18 protein-coding genes are annotated in these 17193 nt (G+C 58.8%); 8 read left to right on the top strand and 10 right to left on the bottom strand.

Annotation, left to right across the window (positions count from 1 at the left end; all coding sequences use genetic code 11):
• The first annotated feature begins 61 nt into the window (after positions 1 to 61).
• Complete coding sequence (gene mscL / locus CQ009_RS19875) at positions 62 to 475, top strand: large-conductance mechanosensitive channel protein MscL (RefSeq protein ID WP_064392357.1); 414 nt, start codon at positions 62 to 64, stop codon at positions 473 to 475.
• Between the two features lie 45 nt (positions 476 to 520).
• Here mscL and CQ009_RS19870 read toward each other — a convergent pair whose 3' ends face one another.
• Entirely contained in the window at positions 521 to 1297 is a 777-nt protein-coding gene (locus CQ009_RS19870; RefSeq protein WP_105708341.1) for a ferredoxin--NADP reductase, read from the bottom strand.
• Positions 1298 to 1623: 326 nt separating this feature from the next.
• Between CQ009_RS19870 and CQ009_RS19865 the strand changes: the two genes are divergently transcribed.
• The gene (locus CQ009_RS19865; RefSeq protein WP_105708339.1) at positions 1624 to 2337 is read left to right on the top strand and encodes an autoinducer binding domain-containing protein; all 714 of its coding nucleotides are present in this window, start codon (positions 1624 to 1626) and stop codon (positions 2335 to 2337) included.
• Between the two features lie 174 nt (positions 2338 to 2511).
• Positions 2512 to 3636, top strand: coding sequence for a class I SAM-dependent methyltransferase (locus CQ009_RS19860; RefSeq protein ID WP_105708337.1), 1125 nt, complete (start codon positions 2512 to 2514; stop codon positions 3634 to 3636).
• Between the two features lie 73 nt (positions 3637 to 3709).
• On the opposite strand, the gene CQ009_RS19855 is transcribed toward CQ009_RS19860, so the two are convergent.
• The 3 genes from CQ009_RS19855 to CQ009_RS19845 all read right to left on the bottom strand — a co-directional run bounded on the left by CQ009_RS19855 (position 3710) and on the right by CQ009_RS19845 (position 6407).
• The gene (locus tag CQ009_RS19855) at positions 3710 to 3877 is read right to left on the bottom strand and encodes a DUF2474 domain-containing protein (RefSeq protein ID WP_016773090.1); all 168 of its coding nucleotides are present in this window, start codon (positions 3875 to 3877) and stop codon (positions 3710 to 3712) included.
• Positions 3878 to 3947: 70 nt separating this feature from the next.
• Positions 3948 to 4955 (bottom strand): cytochrome d ubiquinol oxidase subunit II, encoded by a 1008-nt coding sequence (cydB, locus tag CQ009_RS19850; RefSeq protein WP_007909749.1) that lies wholly within the window; start codon positions 4953 to 4955, stop codon positions 3948 to 3950.
• Positions 4956 to 4958: 3 nt separating this feature from the next.
• Positions 4959 to 6407: a cytochrome ubiquinol oxidase subunit I gene (locus CQ009_RS19845; RefSeq protein ID WP_105708335.1), complete on the bottom strand. Its 1449-nt coding sequence runs from the start codon at positions 6405 to 6407 to the stop codon at positions 4959 to 4961.
• A 459-nt stretch (positions 6408 to 6866) separates the two neighbouring features.
• Between CQ009_RS19845 and CQ009_RS19840 the strand changes: the two genes are divergently transcribed.
• Positions 6867 to 8105, top strand: a complete 1239-nt coding sequence (locus CQ009_RS19840; RefSeq protein WP_105708333.1) for an MFS transporter — start codon at positions 6867 to 6869, stop codon at positions 8103 to 8105.
• A gap of 12 nt (positions 8106 to 8117) precedes the next feature.
• On the opposite strand, the gene CQ009_RS19835 is transcribed toward CQ009_RS19840, so the two are convergent.
• Positions 8118 to 8663, bottom strand: coding sequence for a DJ-1 family glyoxalase III (locus tag CQ009_RS19835; protein WP_105708331.1), 546 nt, complete (start codon positions 8661 to 8663; stop codon positions 8118 to 8120).
• A 66-nt stretch (positions 8664 to 8729) separates the two neighbouring features.
• Positions 8730 to 9179: a DUF4879 domain-containing protein gene (locus CQ009_RS19830; protein ID WP_105708329.1), complete on the bottom strand. Its 450-nt coding sequence runs from the start codon at positions 9177 to 9179 to the stop codon at positions 8730 to 8732.
• 222 nt (positions 9180 to 9401) lie between these two features.
• Here CQ009_RS19830 and CQ009_RS19825 point away from each other — a divergent pair, with 222 nt between their 5' ends.
• Positions 9402 to 10697, top strand: coding sequence for an NCS2 family permease (locus CQ009_RS19825; RefSeq protein ID WP_105708327.1), 1296 nt, complete (start codon positions 9402 to 9404; stop codon positions 10695 to 10697).
• Complete coding sequence (gene trmA / locus CQ009_RS19820) at positions 10694 to 11773, top strand: tRNA (uridine(54)-C5)-methyltransferase TrmA (RefSeq protein WP_105708325.1); 1080 nt, start codon at positions 10694 to 10696, stop codon at positions 11771 to 11773. The genes CQ009_RS19825 and trmA overlap by 4 nt, the downstream gene beginning before the upstream one ends.
• A 58-nt stretch (positions 11774 to 11831) precedes the next feature.
• Here the strand turns inward: trmA and CQ009_RS19815 are convergent, their stop codons facing one another.
• Entirely contained in the window at positions 11832 to 12275 is a 444-nt protein-coding gene (locus tag CQ009_RS19815; RefSeq protein ID WP_064392336.1) for a DUF2442 domain-containing protein, read from the bottom strand.
• Positions 12272 to 12700 carry a hypothetical protein gene (locus CQ009_RS19810; protein ID WP_064392335.1) on the bottom strand — a complete coding sequence of 143 codons (429 nt, stop codon included), beginning with the start codon at positions 12698 to 12700 and terminating at the stop codon, positions 12272 to 12274. Before CQ009_RS19810 ends, CQ009_RS19815 begins: the two co-directional genes overlap by 4 nt.
• Positions 12701 to 13014: 314 nt before the next feature.
• On the opposite strand from CQ009_RS19810, the gene aroQ reads away from it, so the two are divergent.
• Complete coding sequence (gene aroQ / locus CQ009_RS19805; RefSeq protein WP_008084592.1) at positions 13015 to 13455, top strand: type II 3-dehydroquinate dehydratase; 441 nt, start codon at positions 13015 to 13017, stop codon at positions 13453 to 13455.
• A 5-nt stretch (positions 13456 to 13460) separates the two neighbouring features.
• The gene (locus tag CQ009_RS19800; protein WP_105708323.1) at positions 13461 to 14315 is read left to right on the top strand and encodes a shikimate dehydrogenase; all 855 of its coding nucleotides are present in this window, start codon (positions 13461 to 13463) and stop codon (positions 14313 to 14315) included.
• A gap of 104 nt (positions 14316 to 14419) precedes the next feature.
• Here the strand turns inward: CQ009_RS19800 and CQ009_RS19795 are convergent, their stop codons facing one another.
• Positions 14420 to 15097, bottom strand: a complete 678-nt coding sequence (locus CQ009_RS19795; protein ID WP_064392332.1) for a TetR/AcrR family transcriptional regulator — start codon at positions 15095 to 15097, stop codon at positions 14420 to 14422.
• 101 nt (positions 15098 to 15198) lie between these two features.
• Positions 15199 to 17100, bottom strand: coding sequence for a 3-dehydroshikimate dehydratase QuiC (gene quiC / locus CQ009_RS19790; protein WP_105708321.1), 1902 nt, complete (start codon positions 17098 to 17100; stop codon positions 15199 to 15201).
• Positions 17101 to 17193: the final 93 nt, after the last annotated feature.

Below are 17193 nucleotides of genomic sequence, written 5' to 3'. Positions count from 1 at the left end.
GGACGCGTTTTGCTGATTTACACTGCGTACACCAACCTCATCTGTAACAAGGAAATAACCTATGGGCGTGCTAAGTGAGTTCAAGGCCTTCGCGGTCAAAGGCAATGTGGTCGACATGGCCGTCGGTATCATCATCGGCGCGGCCTTCGGCAAGATTGTTTCGTCGTTTGTCGGCGACGTCATCATGCCGCCAATCGGCCTGCTGATCGGAGGTGTGGACTTCAGTGATCTGGCAATTACGCTGAAAGCTGCCGAGGGCAATGCCCCTGCGGTGGTCATGGCGTACGGCAAGTTCCTCCAGACGATTCTGGACTTCGTCATCGTCGCCTTCGCGATTTTCATGGGCGTCAAAGCCATCAACCGCCTGAAGCGTGAAGAGGCCGTCGCCCCGACTCTGCCGCCGGTTCCGACCAAAGAAGAGGAATTGCTGGGCGAGATCCGCGACTTGCTCAAGGCGCAGAACACTCGCCCCTGAGCACGCTGGCATGAACGAAAACGGCACCGGTGAGGTGCCGTTTTTTTACCAGTAGTTTTCCACCGCCACCTGACCGGGCCTGCGGCTAAGGCTCAGGCTCATACCGCGCCGTTTCAGCAGGGCGCGGGTATCGCCGATCATCTGCGGATTGCCGCACAGCATGACCCGCGAATGTTCGGGCGTCAGGCTGACGCCAGCCCTGCGCTCCAGCTCACCATTCTCGATCAGCAGGGTGATGCGCCCATTCAGCGCCCCGGGATGTTCCTCACGCGTAACCGTCGGGATGAACCGAAATTTGTGGGCGTACTCTTGCAGGTATTCCCGTTGCGTCAGTTCGGCGATCAACGATTGATAAGCCAGCTCGCGCGCCTCGCGCACGCTATAGACGAGAATGATGCGCTCGAATTTTTCCCAGACCTCGAAGTCCTGCAGGATCGATAGAAACGGCGCGACCCCGGTACCCGTGGACAACAACCACAGGTCGCGACCATCGACGAAACGATCAAGGGTCAGGTATCCAAACGCCTGGCGCTCCACCAGCAAGGTATCGCCCACCTGCAATCGGCTCAGCTCGCTGGTGAACTCCCCTCCTGGCACCACGATGGAAAAGAACTCGAGAAACTCATCGAACGGCGACGACACCATCGAATAAGCCCGCCATACCGTACTGCCATCAGCCTTGGTCACTCCCAGGCGGGCGAACTGGCCGGCGCGAAACCTGAACCCGGCATCGCGCGTGGTACGCAGCGTGAACAGATTGGCCGTAACAGGCTGGACATCGAGCAAGGCCTGTCGGGTGAACTTCTCAGTGCTGGCAGTCATGGGGTACTCCATCGAACCGGTACGCGCAGTTTCGCGCAATCCTCTGCGATTAAACACCGGTGGTTTGTAATGGCATTAGCGCCAAGCCCTCACAAACAAGATCTTTAAGGAGTGGCAAACATCCAACGTTCGCATACTACCGATCGATCAGATGCCACACACCATATGAAAAAAGCCGCTTACTAATATCTTTTTTTTAAACAACGCCGAACTCCAATAACAAAATATTCCAGAAGCTTTTGTAAGAATCGTCCTACACTTCGTTTTCGTGCTGATCCTTTGGATCCAAAAAAGCACCCCCGCGAAGAACTCATGGAGAGTTAGTGATGGAAATGTGGAAGGAGTCTCAGTTGAAGCAGCTGACTCTCGCCAGGGAGATTGATGTTGCTTATCCAATCCTGCTGAAATTTGCTGAAAATATCGGGTTCAAGTTTTGCGCCATCTATTTGACATCAAACAATCGGAATGCCGATTTTAACGCCTTGCAAATCAATAATTACCCCCGACAATTCAGCCAGCAATATGAAAAGGAACGCTACAGTAAAGTCGACCCGGCAATAGCACACTGCAACCACTCAATGTTGCCTGTTGTCTGGAGCGAGCACCTGTTTTCCTCGACCCCGCACTTATGGCAAGCGCAGCAGGATAGTGGCTTGCGCCACGGCTGGTCGCAGTCATTTCTGCACGAGGAAAGCGGTTTGTGCAGCATTCTCAGCCTGGCCAGAGAGCATGGACCCTTGAGCCCCCTCGAACTGTACGAGCATTTTGGCTATATGTTCTACGCGACCAGCCACCTGAGTGAACTGTTCGCCAGGACGCTGCCCAAACAGGCGCTCAAGGCCGCGCAACCACACCTGTCGCCGCGGGAGCTGGAAGTGTTGAAACTCTCAGCTGTGGGCAAGACCGCGTATGAAATTTCGAGGATTCTGTTCCTCAGCGAGCGGACTGTGAACTATCACGTGCAAAACGTGATTCTGAAACTCAACGTCTGCAACAAGATTTCTGCCGTCATTGCAGCCACGCGGATCGGCATCATCTGACGAGACATCCCCGCCACGACGAAAACCCGCGGGTATTCCAACGGAAAAAAAAGTACCATTTGCAACCTTCCTGAGTGATGACGCCATACTTGCACGTCGCATTACACTCGGACGGTTCCGCCGCACGATCCCCTGGGCCGCGGGACACCCGTTGATTACCCAGAGTCCCGCCCCATGCCTTTGCTCGACACGCCCTTCGCCCAACTTGATCTGATTCGCCAGCCCGAGCAGCAGAATGAACCACTGCAAGCCTTCGATGCGGCCGACGAATACCTGCTCAATCATCTTGCCGCGCAACAGCCTGCAGCGACCACACGGGTACTGGTGCTCAATGACAGCTTCGGCGCGCTGGCTGCCAGCCTCCTGGGCAAAGTCGCAGTGAGCAGCAGCGGTGATTCGTTTCTCGGATTCCTTGGGCTGGAAAAGAACTTGCTGCGCAATGGTCAGGCATTCGACGCGATTCGCCCAATCCCGGCCAGCGAGCCGTTGATCGGCCCGTTCGACCGTGTGTTGATCCGCGTACCGAAGACTCTGGCCCTGCTCGAAGAACAACTGATCCGCTTGCAAGGGCAACTGGCGCCGGGTGCTGAGGTCGTCGCCGCGGCGATGGTCAAACACCTGCCACGCGCGGCCGGTGATTTGCTGGAGCGTTACATCGGCCCCGTGCAAGCCTCACTGGCCGTAAAGAAAGCCCGGCTACTGATCGCGACGCCGCAGGCAAAGGCCCCGGCGATCTCGCCCTACCCGTCGCGTTATCGCCTTGATGAGCCAGCAATCGAACTGCTCAACCACGCCAACGTGTTTTGCCGCGAAGGCCTCGATATCGGTACTCGCGCCTTTCTGCCGCATCTGCCGCAAAACCTCGGCAGTGCAAGGGTAGCCGACCTTGGCTGCGGTAATGGCGTATTGGCGATTGCCAGCGCCCTGCGCAATCCGGATGCGCATTACACACTGGTCGACGAGTCGTACATGGCGGTGCAATCGGCCGCTGAAAACTGGCGCGCGGCGCTGGGTGATCGCGAGGTCGTAGTGCGTGCAGGCGATGGTCTGGCCGGACAGGAGGCACAATCACTGGATGCGGTGCTGTGCAATCCGCCATTCCATCAGCAGCAAGTCGTCGGTGACTTCCTCGCCTGGCGCATGTTCCAGCAGGCGCGCGAAGCGCTGGTAGTGGGTGGTGCGCTGTACATCGTTGGCAACCGCCATCTGGGCTATCACAGCAAACTGGCCCGGTTGTTCCGGGGCGTCGAGCAAGTAGCAGCGACACCGAAGTTCGTGATCCTCAAAGCCCGCAAGTAAACCGCCAGGCAAAAAAAACCCTCCGCAAGGAGGGTTGCAAAGCCGTACCCGAAGGCGCCGGGACGGGGATGATTCAGTGCGTGGTCAGGCCTGCGGCATTCATGAACATGCGCATCAGGCTGGCGGCGATGAACAGCACGCCAACGCTACCGACCCAGATCAGGGCCAGCCAGCCGAGCCGCTGCCACAGCGGTTTTTTTTCGGCTTCTTCAATGTCGTGCAGGGAATGTTTGCCGGTCATTGTTGCGATCCTCAGTCAGATCGATGGCGCCGCTACCGACGCCATCGCGGGCAAGCCCGCTCCCACAGGATTAGTGATAGCCGTCTTCATGGGTGACCTTGCCGCGGAACACGTAGTAGCTCCAGAAGGTGTAACCCAGGATAAACGGGATAATGAACAACGTGCCCACCAGCATGAAGCCCTGGCTTTGCGGCGGTGCGGCGGCGTCCCAGATCGAAATCGACGGCGGTACGATGTTCGGCCACAGGCTGATGCCCAGACCGCTGTAGCCGAGGAAGATCAACACCAGGGTCAGCAGGAACGGCATGTAGTTGGCATTGCGCGCGACTGCTCGGATCAAACCGTACATCGTCACCAGCACCAGAATCGGCACCGGCATGAACCAGAACAGGTTGGGCATGCTGAACCAGCGGGTGGCAATATCCGGATGAGCCAGCGGCGTCCAGATACTGACAATACCGATCACGGCCAGCAGTACGAAAGCCAATGGCCGTGCCAGGTCATGCATCTGTTCCTGGAGCTTGCCTTCGGTTTTCATGATCAACCAGGTGCAGCCGAGCAAGGCATAGGCCACCACCAGCGCGGCGCCGCAGAACATTGTGAACGGCGTCAGCCAGTCCAGTGAACCGCCGGCGAACTGCCGATTGACCACCGGCAAACCGTCGATGAATGCACCCAGCGCCACCCCCTGAAAGAACGTCGCCGCCACCGAGCCACCGATAAACGCCTTGTCCCACAGGTGACGCTTGTCGTCCTTGGCCTTGAAGCGGAACTCGAACGCCACGCCACGGAAAATCAGGCCGATCAGCATGAAAATCAGCGGCAGGTACAGCGCCGACAGCACCACCGAATAGGCCAGCGGAAACGCGCCGAACAACGCCGCGCCGCCCAGTACCAGCCAGGTTTCGTTGCCGTCCCAGACCGGGGCGACGGTGTTCATCATTACGTCACGATCAACTTTGCCGGGGATGAACGGGAAGAGAATCCCGATCCCCAGGTCGAAGCCGTCCATGACCACGTACATCATGATGCCGAAGATGATGATCACGGCCCAGATCAGCGGAAGATCAATACCCATGAGTCAAATCTCCTTGGTCACGCGAAGGTCGTCGTCGCCGTGATCGGCATCGGCCGAATCGTCGGCAGCGGACAACGGACGGGCCGGTGTGCGTTTCTTGCCAGGACCACCGTCCGGCGTTTCCGCGCCCTCGCTGATCTTCGGCCCTTTGCGCACCAGACGCATCATGTAGCCCAGACCTGCACCGAACAGCGCGAAATACACCACCACAAACATGATCAGGGTGATGCTCATCTGCATGAAGCTGTGGTTGGAAGACGCATCCGCCGTGCGCATCAGCCCGTAGACCACCCACGGCTGACGGCCGATTTCAGTGGTGAACCAGCCCGCGAGAATCGCGATCAGGCCGGACGGTCCCATCCACAACGCCAGATACAGGAACGGCCGCGAGGTGTAGAGCGTGTCGCGCTTACGCAGCCACAGGCTCCACAGACCGGTGAAGATCATCAGGAAGCCGAGGCCGACCATGATCCGGAACGACCAGAACACGATGGTCGAATTCGGCCGGTCTTCTGGCGGGAATTCCTTGAGCGCCGGTACCTGTTTGTCCAGCGAGTGAGTGAGAATCAGGCTGCCGAGGTACGGGATCTCCACGGCGAACTTGGTCTTCTCTTCTTTCATGTCCGGCCAGCCGAACAGGATCAGCGGCGTCGCTTCATCACCGTGGTTTTCCCAGTGACCTTCGATCGCAGCGATTTTTGCCGGTTGGTGCTTGAGCGTATTCAGACCATGGAAGTCGCCGATGACTGCCTGGATCGGCGCGACAATCAGCGCCATCCACATCGCCATCGACAGCATGGTGCGGATGGCCGGGTTGTCCTTGCCGCGCAGCAAGTGCCAGGCCGCCGAGGAGCCGACGAAGAATGCCGTGGCGACGAACGCGGCCGTTGCCATGTGCATCAGGCGGTACGGGAACGAAGGGTTGAAGATGATCGCCAGCCAGTCGGTTGGAATCACTTGGCCGTTGACGATCTCGAAGCCCTGCGGAGTCTGCATCCAGCTATTGGAGGCGAGAATCCAGAACGTCGAAATCAGCGTACCGATGGCCACCATCACCGTGGAGAAGAAGTGCAGCCCGCGCCCGACCTTGTTCCAGCCGAACAGCATCACCCCGAGGAAACCGGCCTCAAGGAAGAATGCCGTGAGCACTTCATAAGTCAGCAACGGCCCGGTGACGGCTCCGGCGAAGTCCGAGAAGCGACTCCAGTTGGTGCCGAACTGGTAGGCCATGACCAACCCGGAGACCACGCCCATACCGAAGTTGACGGCGAAGATCTTCGACCAGAAATGGTAGAGGTCACGGTAGGTGTCGTTACGGGTTTTCAGCCACAGGCCTTCGAGCACCGCGAGGTAACTCGCCAGGCCGATGGTGATGGCCGGGAACAGGATGTGGAACGAGATGGTGAACGCGAACTGAATTCGGGCGAGATCTAGTGCCTCTAAACCGAACATATGGCTTCCTCTGTCAGGTAGTACCGGCTGCGGACCCGGAGGCCTGCACCCACTGCCCCCACGGATATGGAGTGCGGCGAATTCTGATTCGTTCTTTTTAAACAACCATCGCAACGCAGGGAGTCTGGCCAACTGGCCACCGGATCAATTCCTTTTGGGTCTTGATCTGGATCAAGCAACGTTGAAAGAGTAGTCCCATTTTTGCCGATGAACTGCGTGGTCGTTTGCCGCGTGACAAGTTGCCTCATAACCGTGGCAATGCCCTGCAACAAATCCCCGGAGCGCTGGCAGCGGGGAAAACAGTACAGATCGCGAAGGCGACGCAAATCCCCGAACAGCAGAATTCATCTGCACCGTAAAAAATTCGATGTCCTCCTAACTAAATTTTTTGTCATAGCAACTTCCTGTTACAGACTGGTGATAACCTCGGCATTCCCCTCGACCCAGACCTGCCCTCAGATGCCCAGCCAAGAGCCCCTGCTGTTACGTCATCACCGCCCGTTTCTCGCTTTCTGGTTCGCGCGGATTTTCACCGCCAGCGGTTTTCAGATGCTCACCGTGGCGATCGGCTGGAACCTCTATCAGTTGACCGGCAACGTCCTCGATCTGGGCCTGGTCGGGCTGGTCGAATTCGCGCCGCGCGTGCTGTTCATGTTGCACACCGGGCATGTCGCCGACCGCTATGACCGGCGCAAAGTCGCGGCGATCTGCCAGTCGTTACAGGCGTTGATCGCGCTGGCACTGGCCATCGGCAGCGCCACCGACCACGTGACCCGCGAGATGATCTTCATCCTCGCCTTCCTGCTCGGCGCGGCGCGTTCGTTCGAGATGCCGACCACTCAGGCACTGCTGCCGAGCATCGTGCCCAGCACACTGTTCCCCCGAGCCGTCGCGGCGGCGCAGTCAGCGCAACAGTCCGCGACCATCGTCGCCCCGGCGCTGGGTGGCTTGCTCTACGCATTCGGCAGCGTCTGGGTGTATGGCCCGACCGTGCTGCTCTACGTCATTGCCTGCACCTTGATGCTCAACCTGCCCGCGCGGCAAACGCCGCTGAACAAAGGCAAGGCCACGCTGGATTCGTTGCTGGCAGGGATCCGTTTCATTCGCAGCCGCCCGGACATCCTCGGGGCGATTTCTCTGGATCTGTTTGCGGTGCTGCTCGGTGGGGCAACGGCGCTGCTGCCGGTATTCGCCAAGGACATCCTGCTGACCGGACCGTGGGGCCTCGGGTTGCTGCGTTCGGCACCGGCGGTGGGCGCACTGGGGATGTCGCTGTTCCTGGCGCGGTTTGCCGTGGAGCGCAATGTTGGCCGGGTGATGTTCACAGCGGTGGGCATATTCGGCGTCGCGACCATCGCCTTTGGCCTGTCGACCTCGTTCTGGTTCTCCCTGGCGGTGCTGGTAGTGCTCGGCGCAGCGGACATGATCAGCATGGTCATCCGCGCGTCTTTCGTACAACTGGAAACCCCGGACGAAATGCGCGGCCGGGTCAGCGCAGTGAACGGCCTGTTTATCGGTGCTTCAAACCAGTTGGGCGAATTCGAATCCGGCGTCACCGCCCACTGGTTCGGCACGGTGCCGGCGGTGGTAATGGGCGGGATCGGTACGCTGGTGGTGACGGGGACATGGATCAAGTTGTTTCCGACATTGGCTAACCGGGATCGGATGCATGTGCCGGTGGAAGAGGTGAAGGTCTGAAGCGATCCAGACCTACAACTCCCCCGCCACTTTCGCCCGCAAGGCCTTGCCGCCGAGTTGCTCGACCAGCGTCAAGGCAAATTCCAGCGCAGCGCTTGAGCCTTGCGCGGTGATGCAATTGCCGTCGACCACCACCGGTTGATCAACAAACGTGCAGCCCGAGAGTTGATGGCTGGCGTTCGGTAGACAAGTCATCCGCCGCTGGCGCAGCACGCCAGCCGCTTGCAGGACGACGGCCGGGGACTCGGCGATGGCGGCGAACAGGCGTCCGGCGCTGGATTGATCCTTGAGCAATTGTTGCAATGGTTGATGCGCTGCCAAGTGTTGCGAACCAACGTCGCCGCCGGGCAAGACGATCAGGTCAAAATGCTGGGCCAGCACATCGACCAGCATGCCGTCGGCAGTCAGACGCGTGCCGCGCGCGCAGGTGAGCATGCGCCGGCCTTCGATGCTGGCAGCGACGACTTCGATGTCGGCGCGGCGCAACACGTCAATCAGGGTCACACTTTGCAGATCATCGATGCCCTCGGCGAGGGTAATCAGGGCTCTAAAGGTCATGGGCGTTATCCGCTGGGTGATCTTTAAAGCGTAGTCAGCTTCCCCCGGATCGCGCGGAAGCAGCCGTTACTTGATGTAAAGCTGGGTCGACATCGTGTTGCGTGGCGCGTTGATGGAAGTGTTGCTGAAGCTGAAGGTGCCTTCCTGCTTGCCCGCCAGATCGAAGGTATAGAGAGAACCGACGGTTTTACTGCCGGGAGTGCATTCGGTCAGGTTGCCATTATCAAAGGCACATACCGGCGCTCGGGTGCCGTTCACTTCGAAACCATCCAGCGTGGCATGCGGCTGGCTCTGGCCGTATCCGACTTCCAGTACATAGACTTTGATGCTCGGCCCGTTGTGATTGCATTGGGTCTGTGTCTGCCCATCACCAATATCTTCCAGACCACAGGCCGGCGATTGCACCTTGATCACTTTCACTTGGGTCAACGGCTCCGCCGAGGCCGCCAGCGCTCCCGGCGTCACGGCCATCAGCGCGGTAATCAAACCCGAAACCTTCATCCAGCACCTGCTCATGCGCGTCCCGCCCCGAAAAAATCAGCGCGCAGTATGGCGCAGTTGGCTTCAAGGCAAAACTTCGCCGACGATCGACACCAACAACCGCCATATTCCTCACGCTGCTGGTATGATGCGCGGCTTTTTCCGGCCCACCACAATTTTCCAGGCGCTTGCGACGGTCTGTGCTTTGCTGTTGAGGTCGATACATTCACGGCGCCACGCGCGCCACGGGGAGCAGACATGCTGGAAAGGCTGTTTCAACTCAAGGCACACAACACCAACGTGCGCACCGAGATTCTGGCGGGCATCACGACTTTCTTGGCCATGGCCTACATTCTGTTCGTCAACCCGAGCATTCTCGGCGAGACCGGCATGGACAAGGGTGCGGTATTCGTTGCCACCTGTCTGGCCGCCGCGATCGGTTCGACGATCATGGGTCTGATCGCCAACTACCCGATTGCCCTTGCTCCGGGCATGGGTCTGAACGCCTTCTTTACCTACACCGTGGTTCTGCACATGGGCCACACCTGGCAAGTGGCGCTGGGTGCGGTGTTCATTTCGGCGGTGTTGTTCTTCCTGCTGTCGATCTTCCGCATCCGTGAATGGATCATCAACAGCATTCCGCTGCCGCTGCGCTCGGCGATTGCTGCCGGTATCGGCCTGTTCCTGGCGCTGATCGCCTTGCACAACGCCGGTATCGTGGTGAGCAACCCGGCGACCATGGTCGGCCTCGGTGACCTGAAACAGCCAGCACCGATTCTCGCCACCCTCGGTTTCGCCCTGATTGTTGCCCTCGAAGCACTGAAAGTGCGTGGCGCCGTGCTGATCGGCATCCTCGCGGTGACCATCGTGTCCATCGCCATGGGCTTCACTCCGTTCAACGGCGTGACCTCGATGCCACCTTCGCTGGCTCCGACTTTCCTGCAACTGGACATCAAAGGCGCACTGGACATCGGTCTGGTCAGCGTGATCTTCGCTTTCCTGTTCGTCGACCTGTTCGACAACTCCGGCACCCTGATCGGCGTCGCCAAGCGCGCCGGCCTGATGGGCAAGGACGGCCACATGCCGAAAATGGGTCGTGCGCTGATCGCCGACAGCACCGCGGCCATGGCCGGTTCGCTGCTGGGCACCTCGACCACCACCAGTTACATCGAATCCGCTGCCGGCGTCAGTGCAGGCGGCCGTACCGGTTTGACCGCCATCGTCGTGGCAATTCTGTTCCTGCTGGCGCTGTTCTTCTCGCCCTTGGCGGCCAGCGTTCCGGCGTTCGCCACTGCACCGGCACTGCTGTTCGTCGCCGTGTTGATGACTTCGGGTCTGGCGGAAATAGACTGGGAAGACATCACCGTTGCCGCGCCGGTTGTCGTGACCGCGCTGGCCATGCCATTCACTTACTCGATTGCCAATGGCATCGCGTTCGGTTTCATCTCCTGGACCGTGATCAAGCTGCTGTCGGGGCGTGCCCGTGAGCTGAACCCGGCACTGGTGATTCTGTCGATTCTGTTCGTGATCAAGTTGGGTTGGTTCAACGCATGACATTTGATTCCCGGGCTTACGCCGAGCAACTTGAAGCCAAGGTCACGCGCCTGCGTGACCTGCTGGCGCCGTTCGATGCCCCCGAGCCGACCGTGTTCGACTCGCCGCTGCAGAACTTCCGTCTGCGCGCCGAATTCCGCCTGTGGCGCGAGGGCGGCGATCGGCACTACGCAATGTTCGCTCAGGACGACAAACGCACACCGATTCTGATCGAAGAATTCCCGATCGCCAGCCTGCGCATCAACCAGTTGATGCCGCAGCTGAAGGCGGCGTGGCAGGCCAGTTCGGCGCTGAGCCACAAGCTGTTTCAGGTCGAGTTCCTGACCACGCTGTCCGGCGATGCGATGATCACCCTGTGCTATCACCGTCCGCTGGACGAACACTGGCACACGGCGGCGACCAAACTGGCAGCGGATCTCGGCGCCAGCATCATCGGTCGCTCGAAGGGCAAACGCGAAGTGCTCGGCCTCGATTACGTGGTCGAGAAACTCGACGTCGGCGGTCGCACCTTCAGTTACCGCCAGCCGGAAGGCGCGTTCACCCAGCCTAACGGCACGGTGAACCAGAAGATGTTGAACTGGGCGTACGACGCGCTGGGCGATCGCAGCGATGATCTGCTGGAGCTGTACTGCGGCAACGGCAACTTCACCCTGCCGCTCGCCACCCGTGTGCGCAAAGTGCTGGCCACCGAGATCAGCAAGACTTCGGTCAACGCGGCACTGAGCAACCTCAGCGAAAACGCTGTGGATAACGTCACCCTGGTGCGTTTGTCCGCCGAAGAGCTGACCGAAGCGCTCAACGAGGTGCGCCCGTTCCGCCGCCTGCAAGGCATCGACCTGAAGAGCTACGAGTTCGGCAGCGTCTTCGTCGACCCGCCACGCGCCGGCATGGACCCGGACACCTGCGAACTGACCCGGCGTTTCGACAACATCCTGTACATCTCCTGCAACCCGGAAACCCTGGCGGCCAACATCGCCCAGTTGCACGACACGCACCGTATTACCAAATGCGCGTTGTTCGACCAGTTCCCGTGGACGCATCACATGGAATCGGGTGTGTTGCTGACCCGGCGTTGATTGCGGGGAGCTGATGCGAAAAAGCCGTCGTGATTGACGGCTTTTTTGTGGGTGCTCACTAAGCGGGATCGACCTTACGCGGACGCCCGCCCTTTTTGCCATTCGCCCGCGCGGCTGCAGACTTTGCCGCGCTGCTCTGACGGCCGTTGCGCGAAGCAACGGCAGAAGCGGCCATGGCTAATAGTGATGGGCTCGCCGAAATCATCCCGGAAATGGAAACGTCGAGGTCTTTACCCTCGTGACAAAGTGCAGTGCCCGCGAAGCCGACTGTCAGGTTTTCATAATCCTCTGCATTGAATCCGTCGAACTCTGGATAACGATCCACCGGTAGCAACACACCGCTGCCGTCTTCAAAACGGATGATCAGGGATGGTTTCTCAAAGGTTACGGAGACAGCCTGCAAGCTATTCGTTCGGCGTGCTTGCCCTTGCTGGATGGCGACGTCGATCATCTCCTCCGTGAGGGGACGACGTGCGGATGGCTTAGCTTTGATGACTTTCATAAATCGATTTCCACTCCTTCCAATGCGTCTATCAATGTCAGAAGAGTTTTGCCCTCGTCTGGCAGATAACGCGCCGATCCCACTCTGTATGTCGTGTCAGTGACGAGTTTCATCCCCAATACTTCGTTTGAATGGCTGTCCCACAATTGATTGTCGAGACAGACAGTTTGCAATTTCGACCACCAGATCCCGCGTGCTCGTCGCAGATGAGCAGGCTGCTCAAGGGATCGACACAAGCCTTCCAGCACGGCCAAGGGTGGTCGACGAGAAAGGGGCACGACGTCCCAAAGCTCAATATCGTTGTGCCAGAAACTGAACTGTAATCGGGCACTCCAACTGCCCGCATTCACGTGAACGTGTGGTGGGCAATGTTCATCTCGCAGCATGATGACAATCGACAATCCTTTGTAGCTGCACACCTTCATGCTAACCCATCCGTTAGGTTAAAAAGTTTCAGGATTCGAGATTCCTTTCAAATCCGACGACTGGTGATCAAGCACATGACGTTTCACCGCTTTTGAGGCTAGCGTCGGAACGGGCTTGAGTCGGTCAATCTGCGGTAAAAAACGTAAGTAAAGCTGTCGTCATATCTCGATCAAATTTGCTTCTGTGCGATCACCGAACATAAAAAGCCACGTCCATTTTTGTTCAATTGACCATGGTAACCATCTAGTACATTTTATCTCCACAGGCTGAAACCCTCGGCCAAAGCCAAAAACAATAAGTGGAGTTACCCCTCATGCCCCCTATCGTTCTGGTGCTCAACGGCCCGAACCTGAACCTGCTCGGCACCCGCGAGCCGGCGACTTACGGTCACGAAACCCTGGCGGATATTTCTGCGTTGTGCGGTCGTGCGGCTGAAGAATTCGGCCTGGCCGTAGAGTTTCGCCAGACCAATCACGAAGGCGAACTGCTCGACTGGATTCACGCGGCTCGCGGTCGTTGCGCCGGGATCGTGATCAACCCGGCAGCGTGGACGCACACTTCGGTGGCGATTCGCGATGCACTGGTGGCCAGTGAGTTGCCGGTGATCGAAGTGCACCTGTCCAATGTCCATGCCCGCGAACCGTTCCGTCATCATTCGTTTGTCTCGGCGATTGCCACAGCGGTGATGGCCGGTTTTGGCAGTCATGGCTATCGCCTGGCACTGGAACATTTCAGCCAGCGGTTGAAGGGGTAACGCGCATGTCTCGCTCTAACGTAATACTCGCCGGGCTGATCGGCGCCGGCATTCAGGCCTCGCGCACGCCAGCGCTGCATGAGCACGAAGGCGATGCGCAGGGCATGCGTTATCTGTATCGCTTGATCGATCTCGATCAGCTGAAAATGGACAGCAGCGCCCTGCCCGATCTGCTGCTGGCGGCCGAGCGGATGAACTACACCGGGCTGAACATTACCTTTCCGTGCAAGCAGGCGATCATCCCGCTGCTCGACGAATTGTCACCGGAAGCCAAAGGCATCGGCGCGGTGAACACCGTGGTGCTGAAGGATGGCAAACGCATCGGCCATAACACGGACTGTCTGGGTTTCGCCGAGGGTTTTCGTCGGGGCTTGAAGGACGCTGCCCGTGAGCGTGTGGTCCAGATGGGCGCAGGTGGTGCAGGCGCGGCAGTGGCTCACGCGTTGTTGAGCGAAGGCGTACAGCAACTGAGCATTTTTGATGTCGACAGTGAGCGCGCCGAGAGTCTGGCGAACAATCTCAATCAGCATTTCGGCTTTGGTCGTGCGGTGGCCGGACATGATCTGCCGAGTACGCTGAATCAGGCAGACGGACTGGTGAATACCACGCCGATGGGCATGGCCAAACTGCCGGGCATGCCTGTGCCGGTCGAACTCCTGCGTAAGGATTTGTGGGTCGCGGAGATCGTGTATTTCCCGCTGGAGACCGAACTGCTGCGTAACGCCCGCGCGCTGGGTTGCCGGACGCTGGACGGCGGCAACATGGCGGTGTTTCAGGCGGTGAAGGCGTTTGAACTGTTCAGCGGTGTAGCGCCGAATGCCCAGCGGATGCTGGCGCATTTTCAAAGCATGAACGGTTAACACTGTAGGAGTGAGCCTGCTCGCGATAACGGTGTGTCAGCCAACACATTCGTTGCCTGACACACCGTTATCGCGAGCAGGCTCACTCCTACAGGGGTTCTGTGTCAGGCTTGCAGGTAGCGCAGCACCGATTCGCAGATCATCTCGCGGTGACGCTGTTTAATGCTTTCATCCGGCAGATCGATCTGGAAAATCTCGCCAAACGTGTGCCGGTTCGACACGCGATAGAAACAGAATGAACTGATCAGCAAATGCACATCCAGTGCATCCAGCCCCTTACGGAAAGCCCCCACTTCAGCGCCCCGACGCAAAATCTCGCCCAGCGAATCGAGGATGGTGTTGTTCATCGCCTTGATCGCATCGGAACGCTTCACGAATTCAGCGTTGTGGATGTTTTCGATGCTGACGATGCGCACGAAATCGACGTTGCGGTCGTGGTGATCGAAGGTGAATTCGACCAATCGACGAATCGCCTCCACCGGCGGCAACTCGGCCAGGTGCAGACGATTTTCGGTGTTGCGGATATCGCCGTAAAGCTTCTCCAGCACCTCGACGTACAACTGCTCCTTACTGCCGAAGTAGTAATAGATCATGCGTTTGGAGGTGTGGATACGCTCGGCGATCGCATCGACGCGAGCACCCGACAAACCTTGCTGGACGAACTCGACGATCGCCTCCTGCAGGATGTTCTCGCGGGTTTTTTCCGGGTTGTTCTTGCGACTCTTGCGCGGCTCTACGGCGGACACTTCAGTAGCTGCGGAAAGTTCTGTATTCATCGTCATTGCGGGCTCACGGCCATCACTGCACAGGCGGCGATTATGGGCCGCGCAGCACAGTGAAGGAAGCCGCGGGACCTGTGTTTAATCCCGCGTTTACGAATTTCCTACAACTTCGCCTGGCGCACGGCGCCACTGCGTGACTTGGCCATAGCCGCCAGTCGCACCGCCACGTTCGCCGCGCCGTAACCGGCGTAGCCATTCTTGCGCTGGATGATCTCGAAGAAGAAGCGCCCTTCGAACGGTTCGGTGTAGACGTGGAACAGCTCACCGCCCTGGGCATCACGGTCGTACAAGACGTTGTAATACGCCAGTTCGCTGAGGAATTCGTCGTCGAAATCGAAACGCGCGGCGAGGTCGTCGTAATAGTTGAGCGGGATATCCAGCAGCGGTACACCGGCTTCTTTGGCGCGACTGACTTCGGCGAAGATGTCGTCACAATCGAAGGCGATGTGATGCACACCGGAACCACGATAACTCGACAGCGCGTGGGAAATCGCGGTGTTGCGGTTCTCGGAAATGTTCAGCGGCAAACGAATCGAGCTGTCGCGACTACGCAGTGCACGGCTCTTCACCAGACCGTACGGGTCGGGCAGCACCACTTCATCGTCCGCTTCGAAATCCAGCAGGCTCTTGTAGAACAGCACCCAACTGTCGAGGCTGTCGGCGGGCAGCGCCATCGCCATGTGGTCGATACGCTTGAGACCGCCACGGGTCGGCGCGTCGGCCAGCAGATTGAAATCGGTGCCGTAGACATCGGCTTGTTCATCGACCAGATAAATCAGGCTGCCGTCCGGCGCGCGCACTGCCGCCAATTCGAGTTCGTTGGGGCCGACCAGTCCACGATAGGGCTGACCTTTGTAGGCGACGGCGCGGGCCAGCGCACTGGCGCTGTCCTTGACCCGCACGGCGGTGGCGCACAGCGACGGGCCGTGGGCCTCGAAAAAGCTGTGAGCAAACGAATACGGTTCGGAGTTGAGGATCAGATTGATGTCGCCCTGACGCAGCAGGCTCACACTCTTGGAACGATGCTGCCCGGCCTTGACGAAACCGAGGCGCTCCAGCCAGTTCGACAGCTTGGCGCCGAGGCTTTCATCAACGGCAAACTCAAGGAACTCGATGCCGTTGTACTCACTGGCCTTCGGCGTTTCGAAGAGAATTTCGCGGTTGGCCACAGATTGGGTTTCCTGCTCCAGCCGTTGGCGGGTTTTCTCTTCCAGATACAGCAGCGAACGCAAACCGTCGGCGGCATTGGCCCGTGGCGGTGCGGCGCGGAAACCGTCGTTGAAGATTTCCAGCGACAGCGGCCCGGTGTAACCGCTCTGGATGATCGGCGCGAGGAAACCCGGCAGATCAAATTCACCCTGCCCCGGGAAACAGCGGAAATGCCGGCTCCACTCCAGCACATCCATTTGCAGGATCGGCGCGTCAGCCATTTGCACGAAGAAGATCTTGTCGCCAGGAATGTCGGCAATGGCGCTTGGATCGCCCTTCAGCGACAAGGTGTGAAAGCTGTCGAGCAACACGCCGAGGCTCGGGTGATCGGCTTGGCGCACGATATCCCAGACCTGTTGATAAGTATTCACATGACGACCCCACGCCAGCGCTTCGTAGCCAATGCGCAAACCACGCGCACCGGCGTGTTCAGCCAGCAGCCGGAGGTCATCGACTAGAATTTGCTGATCGCCGACGCTGTCGGCCGAGGCGTTACTGCAGACCAGCACCAGATCGGTGCCCAGTTCCTGCATCAGATCGAACTTGCGTTCGGCGCGCTCCAGATTGCGCGCCAGACGATCGCGGCGGCAGCCTTCGAAATCGCGGAACGGCTGAAACAGGGTGATGGCGATGCCGAGATCGGCGCACATCTGTTTAATTTCCCGCGGGCTGCCGTCGTAGTACAGGAGGTCGTTTTCGAAAATCTCCACCCCGTCGAACCCGGCGGCGGCGATGGCTTCGAGTTTTTCCGGCAGGGTGCCGCTCAAGGAAACGGTGGCAATGGAACGCTGCATGATTCAACTCCCGGACGGCGCCGCTTTATCTTTACTGTAAGAGCTGCCGAAGGCTGCGATCGTTTGATCTTTATTGCTGAAAAGCAAAATCAA

This window comes from Pseudomonas sp. MYb2, assembly GCF_002979955.1.
Classification (GTDB): Bacteria; Pseudomonadota; Gammaproteobacteria; order Pseudomonadales; family Pseudomonadaceae; genus Aquipseudomonas.
Note: the sequence above shows the minus strand (reverse complement) of the source record. Positions and strands in the feature narration are given on the sequence as shown.

Coding starts and splice junctions, on each gene's coding strand:
- aroQ (WP_008084592.1), top strand. CDS start 13,015: ATGCCCCCTATCGTTCTGGTGCTCAACGGCCCGAACCTGAACCTGCTC.
- CQ009_RS19855 (WP_016773090.1), bottom strand. CDS start 3,877: ATGACCGGCAAACATTCCCTGCACGACATTGAAGAAGCCGAAAAAAAA.
- quiC (WP_105708321.1), bottom strand. CDS start 17,100: ATGCAGCGTTCCATTGCCACCGTTTCCTTGAGCGGCACCCTGCCGGAA.
- CQ009_RS19860 (WP_105708337.1), top strand. CDS start 2,512: ATGCCTTTGCTCGACACGCCCTTCGCCCAACTTGATCTGATTCGCCAG.
- cydB (WP_007909749.1), bottom strand. CDS start 4,955: ATGGGTATTGATCTTCCGCTGATCTGGGCCGTGATCATCATCTTCGGC.
- CQ009_RS19865 (WP_105708339.1), top strand. CDS start 1,624: ATGGAAATGTGGAAGGAGTCTCAGTTGAAGCAGCTGACTCTCGCCAGG.
- CQ009_RS19800 (WP_105708323.1), top strand. CDS start 13,461: ATGTCTCGCTCTAACGTAATACTCGCCGGGCTGATCGGCGCCGGCATT.
- CQ009_RS19845 (WP_105708335.1), bottom strand. CDS start 6,407: ATGTTCGGTTTAGAGGCACTAGATCTCGCCCGAATTCAGTTCGCGTTC.
- CQ009_RS19830 (WP_105708329.1), bottom strand. CDS start 9,179: ATGAGCAGGTGCTGGATGAAGGTTTCGGGTTTGATTACCGCGCTGATG.
- CQ009_RS19870 (WP_105708341.1), bottom strand. CDS start 1,297: ATGACTGCCAGCACTGAGAAGTTCACCCGACAGGCCTTGCTCGATGTC.
- CQ009_RS19795 (WP_064392332.1), bottom strand. CDS start 15,097: ATGACGATGAATACAGAACTTTCCGCAGCTACTGAAGTGTCCGCCGTA.
- CQ009_RS19815 (WP_064392336.1), bottom strand. CDS start 12,275: ATGAAAGTCATCAAAGCTAAGCCATCCGCACGTCGTCCCCTCACGGAG.
- trmA (WP_105708325.1), top strand. CDS start 10,694: ATGACATTTGATTCCCGGGCTTACGCCGAGCAACTTGAAGCCAAGGTC.
- CQ009_RS19825 (WP_105708327.1), top strand. CDS start 9,402: ATGCTGGAAAGGCTGTTTCAACTCAAGGCACACAACACCAACGTGCGC.
- mscL (WP_064392357.1), top strand. CDS start 62: ATGGGCGTGCTAAGTGAGTTCAAGGCCTTCGCGGTCAAAGGCAATGTG.
- CQ009_RS19810 (WP_064392335.1), bottom strand. CDS start 12,700: ATGAAGGTGTGCAGCTACAAAGGATTGTCGATTGTCATCATGCTGCGA.
- CQ009_RS19835 (WP_105708331.1), bottom strand. CDS start 8,663: ATGACCTTTAGAGCCCTGATTACCCTCGCCGAGGGCATCGATGATCTG.
- CQ009_RS19840 (WP_105708333.1), top strand. CDS start 6,867: ATGCCCAGCCAAGAGCCCCTGCTGTTACGTCATCACCGCCCGTTTCTC.